Annotated in this window: 11 protein-coding genes and 1 pseudogene; 7 read left to right on the top strand and 5 right to left on the bottom strand. The window is 67.4% G+C overall.

The annotated features are described in order from the left end of the window. Nucleotides 1-96: 96 nt before the first annotated feature. Both F7O44_RS20760 and F7O44_RS20755 read right to left on the bottom strand, forming a co-directional pair. Nucleotides 97-627, bottom strand: coding sequence for a glyoxalase superfamily protein (locus tag F7O44_RS20760; protein WP_162452175.1), 531 nt, complete (start codon nucleotides 625-627; stop codon nucleotides 97-99). Between the two features lie 193 nt (nucleotides 628-820). Beyond that, nucleotides 821-1,741, bottom strand: coding sequence for an NADP-dependent oxidoreductase (locus F7O44_RS20755; protein ID WP_162452174.1), 921 nt, complete (start codon nucleotides 1,739-1,741; stop codon nucleotides 821-823). Nucleotides 1,742-2,158: 417 nt separating this feature from the next. Between F7O44_RS20755 and F7O44_RS20750 the strand changes: the two genes are divergently transcribed. Further along, a complete protein-coding gene (locus F7O44_RS20750) occupies nucleotides 2,159-2,578 on the top strand; it encodes a GNAT family N-acetyltransferase (protein ID WP_222851548.1) in 420 nt (139 codons plus the stop codon). A 178-nt stretch (nucleotides 2,579-2,756) separates the two neighbouring features. Beyond that, the gene (locus tag F7O44_RS20745; protein ID WP_162452173.1) at nucleotides 2,757-5,012 is read left to right on the top strand and encodes an MMPL family transporter; all 2,256 of its coding nucleotides are present in this window, start codon (nucleotides 2,757-2,759) and stop codon (nucleotides 5,010-5,012) included. Nucleotides 5,013-5,364: 352 nt separating this feature from the next. Here F7O44_RS20745 and F7O44_RS20740 read toward each other — a convergent pair whose 3' ends face one another. Both F7O44_RS20740 and F7O44_RS20735 read right to left on the bottom strand, forming a co-directional pair. Beyond that, nucleotides 5,365-6,810, bottom strand: a complete 1,446-nt coding sequence (locus tag F7O44_RS20740) for an HNH endonuclease signature motif containing protein (RefSeq protein WP_162452172.1) — start codon at nucleotides 6,808-6,810, stop codon at nucleotides 5,365-5,367. 124 nt (nucleotides 6,811-6,934) lie between these two features. Then, nucleotides 6,935-7,609 carry a hypothetical protein gene (locus tag F7O44_RS20735; protein WP_162452171.1) on the bottom strand — a complete coding sequence of 225 codons (675 nt, stop codon included), beginning with the start codon at nucleotides 7,607-7,609 and terminating at the stop codon, nucleotides 6,935-6,937. A gap of 75 nt (nucleotides 7,610-7,684) precedes the next feature. On the opposite strand from F7O44_RS20735, the gene F7O44_RS20730 reads away from it, so the two are divergent. From F7O44_RS20730 to F7O44_RS30530, 3 genes and pseudogenes are all read left to right on the top strand, one after another. Beyond that, a complete protein-coding gene (locus F7O44_RS20730; protein WP_162452170.1) occupies nucleotides 7,685-8,308 on the top strand; it encodes a TetR family transcriptional regulator in 624 nt (207 codons plus the stop codon). Between the two features lie 202 nt (nucleotides 8,309-8,510). Then, the gene (locus F7O44_RS32350; RefSeq protein ID WP_162452169.1) at nucleotides 8,511-8,852 is read left to right on the top strand and encodes a DUF2332 family protein; all 342 of its coding nucleotides are present in this window, start codon (nucleotides 8,511-8,513) and stop codon (nucleotides 8,850-8,852) included. Nucleotides 8,853-8,910: 58 nt separating this feature from the next. Beyond that, nucleotides 8,911-9,795 (top strand): annotated as a pseudogene (locus tag F7O44_RS30530) (fructosamine kinase family protein). A 50-nt stretch (nucleotides 9,796-9,845) separates the two neighbouring features. Here the strand turns inward: F7O44_RS30530 and F7O44_RS20715 are convergent. Then, nucleotides 9,846-11,342, bottom strand: coding sequence for a sulfatase family protein (locus F7O44_RS20715; protein ID WP_162452168.1), 1,497 nt, complete (start codon nucleotides 11,340-11,342; stop codon nucleotides 9,846-9,848). 238 nt (nucleotides 11,343-11,580) lie between these two features. On the opposite strand from F7O44_RS20715, the gene F7O44_RS20710 reads away from it, so the two are divergent. Together F7O44_RS20710 and F7O44_RS20705 are read left to right on the top strand one after the other, a co-directional pair. After that, nucleotides 11,581-12,198, top strand: a complete 618-nt coding sequence (locus F7O44_RS20710) for a TetR family transcriptional regulator (protein ID WP_162452167.1) — start codon at nucleotides 11,581-11,583, stop codon at nucleotides 12,196-12,198. Continuing rightward, the gene (locus tag F7O44_RS20705; RefSeq protein ID WP_187361477.1) at nucleotides 12,195-14,699 is read left to right on the top strand and encodes a beta-glucosidase family protein; all 2,505 of its coding nucleotides are present in this window, start codon (nucleotides 12,195-12,197) and stop codon (nucleotides 14,697-14,699) included. Before F7O44_RS20710 ends, F7O44_RS20705 begins: the two co-directional genes overlap by 4 nt. Nucleotides 14,700-14,721: the final 22 nt, after the last annotated feature.

The raw sequence follows: 14,721 nt of genomic DNA, 5'->3' as shown, positions 1-14,721 counted from the left end.
GTCGTGGTGCTCGCTGATCTTCGGCAAAGATCGGCCACCGGTTCTGGCCCGGGCCGATCCTTGCCGGTACAGAAGGACCGGGGATCAGGCTGTGGCTCAGGATTGCGGTTCGCAGAAGCGCAGGGTATTGCCGAATGGATCGGTGATTTCCATGGTGGGGCCGCCGGGCGCGTCGCGGTCGATTCCGGGGCGTAGCCGGGGGTGCCGGCGGTGTGTCAGCTCGGCGTGGAAGGCCTCTAGGTCACCGAGCGGGATCCAGATCACCGAGCCCGGAGTGCCGTCGCCGTGATGCTCGGAGAGGTCCAGGGTTGCTCGGTCGCGGTGGATTCGCAGGTAGAGCGGCATACCGGGTTCGAAGCGGTGTTCCCACTCGATCATGAAGCCGAGGTAGTCCAGGTAGAAGGCGCGGGCGATGGTCTCGTCGTGGATGCGGAGAACCGGAACCGGGGCGCCGAGCGACGAAGTGCTCGGGGCAAGAGCCGCGTGGGCTGTGTTCCAGTCGGGGAATCCGAGCTGACTGGCGACGATCTCCAATACCTGGCTGTGTGACAGGTTGATGCCGTTGTCGGCCAGGCGTCGTCGAAGGGCCCTTGCTGCTGCCTTGGCTTCGGCGGGTGTCGTGTGCATGGTTCACCGTCTCGTCCCGGCGCCCGGACGTGGTCGGTGCTCGCATTTCCGGCCTCTGGGCACCGTGCTGACGGGAGCCTGCGGCTGGTCTGGTGTGCGATGCGTTCACCTTACCGACGTTGTCGGCGCGAGCGGCGGGTCACATCGCGAACCCACGAGCCGATGATATCAATGCTCAAGCAGCCTTGAAGAGCTACGGGCCGGGGATCAGGATGATCTTGCCGCGGATCTCGCCTCGCTCGCTGCGCCGGTGTACGTCGGCAAGGTCTGGGAGGGGTAAACGTTCGCTGATATCGATGGTGAGCCTGCCCTTGTCGACGAGGCTGACGAGTTCGTCCAGGTCTGTGGCCTTGTTCTGGGCGATGAATCGGACCGACCTGGGACCTGCGCTCGCCGGCACATCGATCTCGTTCGTGATGGACACGACGACTCCGTCGGGCCGGACGACGCTCGCGAGGCTCCGCACGGCCTCGGGTGGCAGAGGGACGAGGTTCAGGGCCACGTGGACTTTCTGGGACAACGCTTCTGCGAAATGCGTGGCGGTGTAGTCGATGACCTCGTCGGCGCCGAGCGCACGGACCTTGGTGGCGCTTCGGGCACTCGCGGTCGCGATCACGTGGGCGCCGACATGTTTGGCAAGCTGAATTGCGTAACCCCCGACGCCGCCGCCGGCGCCGTTGATCAGGATCCGCTGGTTCTCGCGGAGCTCGGCATGGTCGTGTATTGCCTGCCATGCGGTGAGCCCGGCCAGCGGGATCGCGGCCGCGTCGGCGAGCGGGACGGTGGTAGGCGCGCGCGCCGCGATCGCTTCATCGACGACGGCATATTCGGCCGCGGCGCCACCACTGTCCAGACGGGCGATGAGTGTGTCGCCGGGTGAGAATGTGGTCACACCTGAGCCGGCCTCCTGCACAGTTCCAGCAGCGTCAAACCCGAGGACGAAGGGGAGGCGGACCTGCCGGTAGGCGCCAGACCGGTCGCCGATGTCGGCCGGGTTGAAGCTTGTTGCGGCGAGTTTGACCAGTACCTGGCCAGGGCCAGGCACTGGCTTGGGCACATCGCTGAACTGTATGACGTCAGGGCCACCGTACTCGGTGATCTGCGCTGCTTTCATGATCAGGCAACAGTGCCTGGACGGATGTCATTCCCCTTCTCAGCAGGATCGGTCGTCCACGTCTCCGCGGTCACGACCTCTGCCGCGTGGCCAGGAGCAGCCGCGATGGTCGATCACGCTTCTGGGCAACCTTGGCGATGGCGTACAGACCAGGAACCCGCGACGGCGGCCTCTACCGGCTGCGCCCTCAGGGCAACCCACGCCGGGAACAGGATTGTGGTGAATGTCAGCGCCACCCGCCACCGCGCTCCCGACGATCGCCGGATAGATCCATCCTGGCACCCTGCCGTCCAGGGCCAGCCCGAACGGGATGAGTGCGCCGGCCGCGACCGCGGTGCCGGGCACGATCCTGACCACAGCCGTGAGGCGGGCCGCTACGATGAGGGCTCGACTATGGGTCTGTCCGAAGGAGACGGCGTGAACGTCCGTGCGGAGCGCGACGTCGGTGTCGATGAGCTTCTCGATCTGTACGCCTCGGTTGGCTGGACGTCCTACACTCGATCGCCTGACGTTCTGACCAAGGCGATCGCCAACTCGACCTACGTTGTGACCGCACGTGACCAGGACGGCGCGTTGATCGGTTTGGCTCGTGGCCTATCGGATGACGCATCGGTGTTCTATCTGCAGGACATCATCGTGCGGCCGGCGCACCAGCGCCGGGGGATCGGACGACAGCTGCTCGCGGCCTGCTTGGAGCGTTACCGCCACGTTCGTCAGAAGGTCCTGTTGACCGACGACGACGAATCTCAGCGGCTGTTCTACGAGAGCTTCGGCTATGTCCGGACGGTCGATTTCACCGATGCGCCACTCAACGCATACGTGCGGTTCGACCCCTGATCTGCCTCGCGGCGACGCTGTTGCTTGGCTGAGGAGCGCGGTCGTCTACGACGACGAGCGCATAGTGTCACCACACCACTAGGCCCAGGTGCGCACAACGTGTCATCCGCCGGCCGACGACGCGACCTCGTCCGCGGCGCGACGATCGCTTCCGTGATTCACATCAACGGAGGCTGTCATGACTGACTTGGTATCCACGCTCGACGATCGCGGAGACGTTCCGCACGCACCGCGGCCAGGGCCGCTGGGAAGGCTCGCAGGCCTGACCTTTCGCCGGCGCGGAACTGTGCTCATCGCTTGGGCCATTGCACTTGCGGCCGCCATCGGGTTGTCAGTGGCGTTCGGCGGCGAGTTCGCGACGGACAACTCTGTCCCGGGCTCGGACTCCAGGCACGCGCAGGACCTGTTGCAGGATCGGTTCCCGGCTCAGGCCGGCGTTCCGGTGGACGTCGTGGTGCAGGCTGACGACGTGACCGGCGCCGACGTGCAAGGTGAAGTCAATGCGCTGCTCGGTGAGATGGACAGCATGCCGTACGTCACCGCCGTCGAGGATCCTTACGACACACCGGGCGCTGTCGCACCTGACGGGCGGACCGTCGTCGCACGTTTGTATCTCGACGTCGCCAACGCCAACGACATACCGGTCGAAGACACCCAAGAATTGCTGGCCACGGCAGAGGCGGCCGAGCATGACGGACTGGAGATCTCCCTGGGCGGGCGCGCCGTCCAGCTCGCCGAGGAGACCGAAGCCGGATCCGAGATGATCGGCTTGGCCGCGGCCGCGGTGATCCTGCTCATCATGTTCGGATCGGTGGTCGCGGCCGGGCTGCCCCTGGCGATGGCACTCGCGGGACTCGCGGTCAGCGCCAGCCTGACCGGCGTGGTCGCAGCCGTGGTCGACGTGCCCTCATTCGCTCCGATCCTCGGCATGATGCTGGGCATCGCACTCGGCATCGACTACGCCTTGCTGATGGTCACCCGGTTCCGTGAATGGCGCGCAGCCGGTCTTGATCCGGAGTCGGCGACGGTGGCGACGCTCGACACCGCCGGCCGCGCGGTTCTGGTCGCCGGTGGCACGGTGATGGTGAGCATGCTCGGCCTGTTCGCAATGGGCCTGTCCAACATCAGCGGCGCCGCCGTTGTGACCATGGTGGCGGTCCTGATCGTGATGGTGGCCGCAGTCACGCTCTTCCCTGCCCTGCTGGGTTATCTGGGAGCGAGGATCGATCGGCTCCGGCTGCCGATGGGCCGCCGCCGCCCGGCCCGTGTCTCTGCCGGCGGACACCTCGTGCCGGCCGCGGGCTGGGTGCGGTGGAGCCGGCTCGTACAGCGACACAGCGCCCTGGCCGCGGTCGCCAGCGTCGCGTTGCTGCTGGTGCTGGCCGCGCCGTTCCTGGGTGTGCACATCGGTCTCCCCGACGCGGGCAACGATCCCGAGGACAGTTCGAGCCGACAGGCCTACGACGCGCTCGCCGAGGGCTTCGGCCCCGGGCACAACGCGCCGATGCTTGTCGTCGCGGACATGTCAGAGGCGAATGACGCTGCCGCGCTCGAACGGCTGCAGGCGGAGCTCGGCACCACGGACGGAGTCGCCGCGGTATCGCCGCCACAGTTCAACCCGGCGGGCGACACCGCGTTGATCACCGTCGTGCCCACGACCGGGCCACAGGAGGCTGACACTCAAGACGTCGTTCGCACCCTGCGCGACGCCGTGATCCCGGCGGCCGCTGATGGCAGTGGCGCGGAAATCCACGTCGGCGGAGTCACGGCCACGGTGATCGATATGGACACGACCATCACCAACCGTCTCGCGCTGCTGATCGGCGGCGTCGTGCTCGTGTCGATACTGCTGTTGGTGGTGGCGTTCCGCAGCATCGTGATCGCGGTGACAGCCGCCGTCATGAACCTGCTGTCAGTGGCGGCTGCGTACGGCGTGGCGGCGTTCTTCCTCCAAGGCGGCTGGGCGGGTCAGCTGATCGGCATCGACACCGCCACACCCATGGCCTCGTTCGTCCCGGTGATCATGTTCGCCCTGCTGTTCGGGCTCTCGATGGACTACGAGGTGTTCCTGATCAGCCGGGTGCGGGAAGCCTGGGTGCGAACGCAGGACAACAGCCAGGCGATTGTCAGTGGCCTGGCAGGAACGGGACGGGTGATCACCGCCGCCGCGGCCATCATGATCGTGGTCTTCGCGTCGTTCATCCCAAGCGATCAGATCTTCGTCAAGATATTCGGCGTCGGCATGGCCGCAGCCATCCTGATCGACGCGACAGTCGTCCGGATGCTGCTGGTACCGGCCGTCATGCACATGCTGGGCCGCAGTAACTGGTGGCTACCCCGGGCCATGGAACGACGTATGCCACAGCTGAACGTCGAAGGACGACCCGAGATCTTTCTGCACCCCAGCGAGCCCGAGTTGCGTCCTGCACAGTGAGCCCCATGGCCCACGCTCTGCAGGACGCTTATCGGACTGTGCGACCCAGCGACTCATCACGACGAGTCGCTGGATCGCACAGGGGGTAGTGGTGTGACGAGGCCGAGGTGAAGGACGTCGTCTTCGGTCAGGGCGTGGTGCAGCGGCGTCTTCGCGGCCGGCCCGGCAGAGTTGCGAAAGACGAGCCGTGCCGCAGCCGCTCCCATCGGGTGTGACGGCAACGAGGCGCCGGGCGGTCGTGGATGGTGGTCGTTTCGGCGCCGCGATCCGGGCGACGAGGTGCAGGCCCTCCTGTATCACCTGACTCCTCGTCACCGGCGAAACTACGACTGCTCGTGTGCTGCCGCCTGATTCAGGCGGCGTTGTGCCGACCGGCAGAATCTTCGCTGCCGGTGGGATCGTGGTGCGCCTCTGCCGTCCCGCTTGCGGCGTGTCCACCTGCCGTGCCGTCTTTGCGGTCCTGGTCTGGTCCGCTGTTTCCGCAGCCGGTGGTGGTGTTGGTGGTGCCTGTGGTGTTGGTGGTGCCTGTGGTGTTGGTGGTGGGTCCGGCTCGGGGTGGGGGTTGGGTGGTGTTGATGAGGTTCACCACGGTGTGGGTGGTGGATGGGGCTGGGTCGGCGGGGATGAGGACGCCGTCGGGGTTGAGGAATCTGAACTGCCCGGGCTCGAGGATCTGTATGCTCCAGCCGCGCTCGTGTACCACGGTGTGGTGTTTGCGGCAGAGCAGGGCCATCTCGTCCACATCCGTGGAACCGCCCTGCGCCCAGGGGATGAGGTGGTGGACTTCGGTCCATTCGGGTGGGCGGTCGCAGCCTGGGAACACGCACCCGCGGTCTCGCAGCCGCAACGCCTTGCGTTGTGCGGGGGTGGCGGTGCGCCGAGACCGGCCGACATCAAGTGGCTGAGAGTCCGGACCGGTGATGATCCTGCTGATGCGGGCGTCACAGGCCAGCCGCCGCACGGCGTCGCCGCGCAGGATGGACCCGTTGGCGAGTTCACCGAACCCGCCGGTGCGGGCTTCGATCGTCTGCAGGTCGGTGACCACGACCAGATGGGTGGCCTCACCACCCTGAGAGGGGACGTCGCCGTTGGCCAGCGCGCGGCGACACAACTCCACCAACGCGTCGGCGCGGCGTTGCGACGGCGTACGTTGATCGTCAGGACCGGATGGCGTGGCGAGGGCGTCGATGGCGGTGTTGACGATGGCGCCGCCTTCTTCGCCGAGGACTCCGTCGAGCACGACCGCGCCGTCGAACGTGGAGGACAGGTCGAGCCAGCGTCCCTGGTCGCGTTTCTCGGCACGCTTGGCCGCCTTGGTGTCATCGACGGCGGCGCCCAGGCCCCGCAGTGCCGCGCGTAGCCGGGTGGGATCATCTTTGCTGGCCGCTGCGACGAGGGCGTCCTGGCAGCCGGCGATCACGTCAGTGCCTAGCAGCTTGGCTGCCCGCACGATCGCTTCGGCGTGGGGGATGCGGATCTCGCCGCGGATAAGCGCGGCCTCGATCACCGGGAAATCGCTCAGGCCGTGCGCCGTTTTCGTGGCGCGGGAGGTCTCTGCCGGGGTGACGTGGAGTTCGTGGCGGATCCAGGACCGGGTGGACAACGCCGATCGGGTCTCACTGATCCGGCGGGTGTCGAAGACCCGCAGCCGGGTCAGATAGGCCGCTTCGGCGGCGTCAGCCAGCCGCCGCAGCGCCACCAGCTCATCGGTCACTCGAGCGTCGGCGAACTCGCCCACCGCCTGTGCGGCGATCTCTCGCACCGCGGCGGTCAACTCATCCAACACACTCGAACTCATGTCCTAAACGATACGACCCACCACTGACAACGTCCGTTGTTGGTGCTGCTGCGATGATGCCGGCAATTCTTCTCCTCAGCCACGGCCTGCCGGTGACCCTGGTGACGGCCCCGCCTGTGGCCGTCTAGTGGATCATGCGGTAGAAGCCAGGCAGTGCGCGCATCTGATGCTCTTTCAGTGCGGCTCTGATGACCCGATGAAAGCTTGGTCGCAGGAGCTGGTTGACCAGGAAGCTCGGCGGGTTGGCTGGTAGGCGCACGTAGTTCACCAGCGCAAAGGGGGAGTGTGCATCGACAGAGCGAAGGGCGGTGGAGTTGTCGACATGGATCTTCGAGGTGTACCAGTCGGTGAGGCCACGCCAGACCTCAACCGGATTGGCGTCGCCGGCCACGGTGAAGTGGTTGAGCAGGAAGATCGATTCTTCGTCCGCCTCGGTGTTGCCGATACGGGCGGCGTTGGTGCCGACGAGCACCTCGGTGCCGCCGAGAGCCTTGACCTCCGCGACGTTGCGTACCTCGGCCAAATCCTTGACTGTGGCCGTCCGGAGGAGCATGGCGAGGTCATGTCGAGGTGCTCCGGGCAACGGTGGGACGAGGTGTGTGCGGAACACGCGGACTGAGGCGATTGAGGGCCACCGTTCGAGGCTTTGAGCTGCCTCGATCAAGTGCAGCGCCTGCTGGCGGCGGCGCGGGGTGGCGCGGTAGTGCGGCCCCTTCGGGGCTTGATCGGCCTGAAAGCCGAGGTAGATGAAGCCGTGTGGCTCCGGGGTGGCGAGTGGGGTCGTTGGATGTGGTGGCACGGGATCTCCTCTGGGTGGGTACTCACTCACCGCCGACACTACCTGAGTGAGTGCTCACCCAGCTACACTGGTGTGGTGGAAGAGCGATTGCCGATGCGTGCGCGCATCGTTGAGGGCGCATGGGGATGCATGCGTGAACACGGCGTCCGGAGCGCTACGACGAAGGCCGTCGCCCATCGCGCGGGTGTATCGGAAGGCAGTATCTACAACCATTTCGCGAATCGGTCCGAGCTGATCATCGAGGCATTCGCGCTGGCGACTCAGGGCATTCGTCAGCGCGCCGCTGAACTCGAACAACTCGTCGGCGCAGACACGGTCGAACAGAACCTGGTGGGCCTCATGGAGGCGATCATCGAGTTCTTCCGTGAGGTCGCGCCCATCGTCGGATCGATACTGGGTGATCCTGAACTTCGCGCGTGGTTCACCGAAGGGGCCGTGCCGAGCCCGGACGGTGGAGCGCTGACTCCGTTGACCGGCGTCGTCGAGGTCAGCGCCTACCTGGAACGGGAGTATCAACAGGGCCGGCTGCCGAACCGCGGCTCATGGCCGGTCGCGGCCGCGATGCTGATCGGGGCGTGCCTGCACTACGTGTACCTGGAGCAGCTCTCACCATCTGGTATCCACGGCATGCTCCCCGGCGAAACGACCTCGGCCGCCAGCTACGCCCGCGACGTCGTCCATACGCTGCTTGACCAGTAAGAGCAGGCGGGACGACTATTCGTTGGTTATCGCTGATCAGGACTGATGCGTCTGCCGAGCCATGGCCCTACGGCGGCAAAGGCTCTACGTTCGCCTGAACCTGTCAACGCACGTCGAGGCTCTGTTGCGCCACGCAGAACGGGGAGATGGTCATTGAGAATCGCCGGTATGTCAAAGGCCAATCGCGGGAGGAGCAGCACCGGTGAGTAAGGGACGAAGCCTCGCTCAGGTGTATCGACGCTTCGGTGCGGTCGAAGCTGCTGGCACGTCGCCGCTGTACGAGCGCGTCGCCGTGGCCGTGAGTGAGTCTGACGAGGCGCTGCGCGCCATTGAGGTGGCGCCGGCGCGCAAGCGGCACCCCGTGGTGATCCTGGCCGCGCCGCACGATCTCGCGCTCGCCGGTCGGGCCCCGGCGGCGGGAGGCGCCATGTCACGATCATCACGCACAACGCGCCGAACAGCCGGCGTCAGCAACCACTTGATCCACAAGAGACCCGCTCAAGCTGGCGCTCTCCACGGGAGATCGACCCCCGGGGAACCATGAGCCGCCCCAGCTGGATCCCGATCGCGATGATTCGTGACCAGCGGAGAGGAACTTACCTGTGAGCGTCGCGACGTCCTTCCTGCTCCAACGTCTGCACGAGGCCGGCCTGACCGACGTCGTCGCGGTCGAGCCAGCCACCGGAGGCCTCGCCGCGACCTCGGGGCTCGCGCGCTGCGCTGACGGCACGTCGGTGTTCGTCAAGGCGTTCGGCGAGCCGCCGTCGGACGACGCCTTCGCGGCGGAGGCTGAAGGGCTTGCCGCACTGCGGGAGGCGGGCGGCGTCACTACACCCGAGGTTATCCTCGCGGACCGCGACCTGCTCGTGCTGTCCCCGCTGCAGCCCCGGCCGAGCACCGAGGCCTTCTGGGAGCAGCTCGCGCATGAGCTCGCCCAGCTGCACACCAGCACCCGACAGTCCAGATTTGGCTGGCACCGGGACAACTAGCTAGGCCGTCGCCGGCAGGTCAACACCTGGGATGACGATGGGTTCGAGTTCTTCGCCCAGCATCGGCTGCTGCGCTGGCTCGACGAGCGTCGCGTCCAGGAGGCGCTCGACGCCGCGGACCGGGCGGCGCTGGAGCGACTGTGCGACCGGCTACCCGAATTATTGCCGGTCCGGCCCGCGTGCCTGACGCACGGCGACCTGTGGGCGCTGAACGTCATGGCCACGCTCGACGGCCGGCCCGCACTGATCGACCCGGCCGTGTCGTACACCTGGGCCGAGGTCGACCTGGCCCACCTGTGGACCACGGCGCCGCCGCCCGAGGCAGATGTGTTCTTTGAGCTCTACGCCGAGCTGACCGGGCTCGACCGCAACTGGCGCGAACGCATGCCTATCCTCCAGCTCCGCCAGCACCTGGCCGTCATCGCGCAGTTCGACCCCGACTGGGGAGCCGCCGACCTCGTGCGCACCACGCTCGCCCCGTTCCGGCAGCGGACCTGAGCCCAGCTGAGCCGAAGGTTCGTTCACGGCGGAACACGGAACTGGCCAGCTCACCGTGTTCGGCCCGGAGCGGGCAGGTCGACCTGGGGGAGTCTGGGGTGCGCGTGCGTGGGCAATGGCGCTGACGTGTCGGTGAGCCAGTTCAGCATCGCTGTGTGCAGCCGGCTCTCGACCTCTGCCAGGCCGGCCCTGCCGATGATGTTGTGCGCCTCGTCGACATCGTTGGCCCGGTCGTACAGCTCCGGTTGCTCGTACCGCCGCCACACGTAGGTCCAGCGCGCATCCCGGACCGCGATCGCCGTGCCGACGGCTTCGGGACGCTCGTGTTGTAGCGCGGACTTGCGGTCGTACGGGAAACCAGATCTCTCGAACATCGGCTCCTCTTCTGCGGGGAAGCCGCCTTCGCTGAAGGCGTATTCACGGTGCTCGGTGGCCGAGCCGTCGATGAGGGGCAGCAGACTCCGGCCGAAGTGGCGATGCGTGGCCTCGACACCCGCGATGTCGAGGACAGTCGGGAAGACGTCGATCAGCTCGACCATCGCCTCGACCGGACCAGTGGCCGGCAGGCCGGCACCGCTGATGATCACCGGGTCTCGGGTGATACAGCTGTGCAGCCCGGAGGGCCATTTCTCGATCAGGCCGAAGTCTCCGAGATACTCGCCGTGGTCGGAGAAGAAGATGGTGACGGTGTTGTCCGCCTGTTCAGCTCGTTGCACGCCGGCGAGCAGGCGCCCCACGTGCGCGTCGAGCCGGGAGACCATGCCGTGATACGTGGCGATCACCTCCCGCCAGACCTCGGGTGTGGCGCGGTCGGCGCCGTAGGACTCGCGGATGGCTTGCATGTACGCCGGCTCGGGTCCGCTGCCGGTGACCGGATCGGGCACGGTGTCGCGCTCGTGGAGTGAGAACCACGGCTCGGGAGCCCGGAACGGGCAATGCGGCGCCACCAGCGGAGCGAACAGGACCCATGGTTGGTCCGGCGGCTTACGCAGCCAACTCTCCGCGGTGCGCACGGCCGCCTCGTCGAAGTCGATGTCGTCAGGGTCGCTCACCCTGCCCTGATAGAAGAGCCGGTCCCACAGGTCGCGCTCCACCTGGACCGGCGCCCCAGACTCAGTCGTGAGCGTGGGCAACTCGGTCGGCGTGCTCCTTCCACCGGACCAGCGGCCACTGGTCGGCGCAATGGCGAAGCCGTGTTCGTCCGCGCTGAGCTCCGTGGCCCCCGGGGCGAACGTGTCGCCCCGGTCACCAGTCCAGGCGACGTGGTAGCCGCCTTCCCGGAGCGTACGCAGGAAGTTCGGCTCGTCCGGGCGCAGTGGGGTGCCGAACGAGCGGTGCCCGGCCGTGTGCGGATACCAGCCGGACAGGAACGACGCGCGGCTCGGCGAGCAGACCGGATGCTGCGCGTAGGCGTTGGTGAACGAGGTGCCGGTGCCAGCCAAGCGGTCCAGGTTCGGTGTCCGGGCAAGCGTGTTGCCGAAGGCGCCAAGGGCGTCGGCGCGGAGCTGGTCGGCGACCACGATGAGGAAGTTAGGCCGATATGTCATCGTTATTTGCTTCTCCTTCGGCTGGCTTGAGCTGGCCTTTTGTGTGGCCCGGGACGAGGGCCGGTGCGGTGTGCGGAATTCACTTCTCGGAAACTCTGGCGTTACCTACCGAGTACTCGGTAAGGTGACCGCAATCACAGTAGCTGGTCGCCATGCGAACGTCCATACGCAGAGCGAACGTTTGGTTGGGTGCCGTGGCAGCGTCGGCGCTGGTCAGTCGAGAGTCAAGGGAGTGGTCGTGGTCGAGTCCTCGACGGTGCGAAACCGCAAGCCTCGGGGTGTCCGCCGGGAGCAGATCCTGGAGGCCGCGACGGTGGCGTTCGGGAACAGTGGATTCCGCGGGGTGTCTCTCGCAGACATCGCCGCGACGGTCGGGATCTCCCAGCCGGGCCTGCTCCATCATTTCCGGAGCAAGGAGGAGCTGCTGATCGCTGCGCTGGAACGCCGGGACGAGGACAGTTCCAGGCACATGGCAGCCGTGTTCGACGGCGCCACCGCCGTGGACGCGCTCCTGGCGCTGTGCCGGCACAACCTGGAAAGCCCGGAGTCGATGCGGCTGTACGCGGTGACCGCCGCGGAGAGCATCGAACCCGCCCACCCGGCGCGCGAGTTCTTCCAGCGACGCTACACCTGGGTCAGGGCATCGGTGGCCGGTCACGTCCGGCGAGACCAAGAGGCCGGTCTGCTCCGCCCGGAGCTTGACCCGGACGACACGGCGGCTGAGATCCTCGCGGTGATGGACGGCCTGCAGGTCCAGTGGCTGCTCGATCCCTCGGTAGACCTGTGCGCGATCATGGCGACATATCTGCAGCGGCTCGCCTTGCCGGGAACATCCGGCCAGGAGGCCACCCGATGAGTGACATCCGCGACGACCACCTCAATGCGCTGATCGGCAAGCTCGACCTGGCGCAGAAGGTCCGCCTGCTGACCGGCGGCAGCTTCTGGTCGACCCCGGCCGAGCCGACGATCGGCCTCGGCGAGATGGCCCTGGCCGACGGTCCGTCCGGCGTGCGTGGCGTGCTGTGGGACGACGACGATCCGTCGGCATGCCTGCCGTCGCCCACCGCGGTCGCGGCGAGCTGGGACGTCGACCGGGCAGCGCGAGTGGGCCAGGTGCTGGCGGCCGAGGCCCGCCGCAAAGGCGTACACGTGGTCCTGGCACCCACGGTGAACCTGCACCGCAGCCCACTCGGTGGCCGGCATTTCGAGTGCTGGTCGGAGGACCCGCTGCTGACGGCGCGCATGGCGGCAGAGGTCGTGAGGGGCCTGCAGGACAACGGCGTCGCCGCGACCGTCAAACACTATGTCGCGAACGACGCCGAGACCGACCGGCGCCATGTGGACGTTCGGGTCGACGAGCGCACACTCCGTGAGGTGTACCTGGCGCCGTTCGAGTATCTCGTCCGCAACGCGGGCGTCTGGATGGCCATGGCGGCCTACAACTCCGTGAACGGCACCACCATGACCGAGCACGGCCTGCTGAACGATCCCTTGCGCAGTGAATGGGGCTTCGACGGTGCGGTTGTCTCCGACTGGCGTGCCACCCGCTCCACCGTGGCGGCAGGGCGGGCTGGACTGGACCTCGCCATGCCCGGGCCCGATGGGCCGTGGGGCGCCACCCTTGAGGAGGCCGTGCGCGCTGGCACTGTGGATGAGGCGGACATCGACGCCAAGGTCGGCAACATGCTGCGCCTCGCGGCCCGGGTCGGCGCGCTTTCCTTCCTCGACAGCGACCCGTCCGCTGCTGAGCCGGTGGTGCCGGCGGCCGCTGTGACGGTGGCCGCGGATGGCGCCGAGCTTCGCGAGGCCGCACGTGACGGCATGGTCTTGGTCCGCAACGACGGACTGCTTCCGGTCGATCCGGCACAGGTGCACACGGTCGCCGTGATCGGCGAGCTCGCCGCGCAGCCTCGTGTCCAGGGTGGTGGCAGTGCACAAGTCCGTGCCCCGTACACGGTGTCGATCCTGGACGGTGTGCGCGACGCACTCGACGGGCTGGCCGAGGTCAGGCACGTCCACGGCTGTCATCTGGACGACGGGTTGCCGGAGATCCCGATCGACCGGATGCGTGCGGCGGACGGAGCCGCGGTGGTGCGCGTCCGCTGGCTGCGCGCCGACGAGACGCTGCTCGAGGAGGAACACCGGACGTCCACCCACCTGGTGCGGTGGGAGACCGACGTTCCGGTGGGTGCCGCCGCTGTCGAGTTGAGCGCCACCTTCATCGCCGATCGGGCCGGAAGCTGGGACGTGGGTTTCACCGGCGCCGGCACGTTCACCTTCTCCGTGGACGGGAACATCGTTCTGGACGGTGAGGTGGTCTCCGAACGCGCCGACGCGGCCATGCAGATGCTCGGGCCGCCACACTGGAGCACCGACTTCGACCTCGACCGCAACCAGCCGACCGAGGTCGTGCTGCGGCACGAGATCGGTGGGCTCGGCGTCTCCATCGGGCTCGGTGTGCGGCCACCGCGCCGCTCGGCCGAGGCCGAGATGGAGGCCGCCGTCACGGCTGCCAGGGATGCTGACCTGGCCATCGTCGTCGTCGGTACCACCGAACAGGTGGAGAGCGAGGGCTACGACCGGCAGGACCTCCGATTGCCGGCTCGGCAAGACGAGCTGGTCAGACGGGTCGCAGCGGAGAACCCGCGCACCGTCGTCGTCGTCAACTCTGGAGCGCCCGTGGAAATGCCCTGGCGAGGGGGCGTCGCGGCGATCCTGCTGGGATGGTTCGGTGGCCAGGAGATGGGCAACGCGGTGGCGGACATCCTGCTCGGTGCCGCCGAACCCGGAGGACGGTTGCCGACAACATGGCCGGGACGCCTGGACGACGCCCCGGTGTTCAACACCACTCCGGTGAATGGGCGACTCGACTACGACGAGGGCGTCCACATCGGCTACCGGGCCTGGCTGCGCGCAGGCGGCGAACCCGCCTACCCCTTCGGGCACGGCCTCGGCTACACGACGTGGGAGCTGACCGGCGTCGATGCACCCCCGGAAGTCCGCGGTGACGAGGCGCCCAGCAGCGACGACCCAATCCTCACGGTAGCCGCGTCGGTCCATAACTCCGGGAAACGGGCCGGCAAACAGGTGGTCCAGGTCTACCTGGCGCGGCCGTCATCGGCGATCGACCGCCCGGTGCGGTGGCTTGCCGGCTTCGCTGTGGCTCGGGCCGGTGCGGGGGAGACCGCGGCCGTCGAGGTCACACTGCACCGCCGCGCGTTCGAGCACTGGGACACCGAACAGCGTCGCTGGGCCGTCGAGCCGGGACGATTCGACGTCCTCGTCGGCTTCTCCGCCACAGACATTCACGGCACAACCTCGGTCGACCTGCTCGCGCACACCTCGGCCGACGAATAGCACTCCTTGTTCGGACAGACCG

This window comes from Phytoactinopolyspora mesophila (genome assembly GCF_010122465.1).
Lineage (GTDB): Bacteria > Actinomycetota > Actinomycetes > Jiangellales > Jiangellaceae > Phytoactinopolyspora > Phytoactinopolyspora mesophila.
The sequence above is the reverse complement of the archived record's forward strand: the minus strand, read 5'-3'. Positions and strand labels throughout refer to the sequence as shown.

Bases quoted from the DNA above. Each gene is read 5' to 3' on its own strand.
- F7O44_RS20705 (WP_187361477.1), top strand. From the start codon at position 12,195: ATGAGTGACATCCGCGACGACCACCTCAATGCGCTGATCGGCAAGCTC.
- F7O44_RS20745 (WP_162452173.1), top strand. From the start codon at position 2,757: ATGACTGACTTGGTATCCACGCTCGACGATCGCGGAGACGTTCCGCAC.
- F7O44_RS20755 (WP_162452174.1), bottom strand. From the start codon at position 1,741: ATGAAAGCAGCGCAGATCACCGAGTACGGTGGCCCTGACGTCATACAG.
- F7O44_RS20715 (WP_162452168.1), bottom strand. From the start codon at position 11,342: ATGACATATCGGCCTAACTTCCTCATCGTGGTCGCCGACCAGCTCCGC.
- F7O44_RS20740 (WP_162452172.1), bottom strand. From the start codon at position 6,810: ATGAGTTCGAGTGTGTTGGATGAGTTGACCGCCGCGGTGCGAGAGATC.
- F7O44_RS20760 (WP_162452175.1), bottom strand. From the start codon at position 627: ATGCACACGACACCCGCCGAAGCCAAGGCAGCAGCAAGGGCCCTTCGA.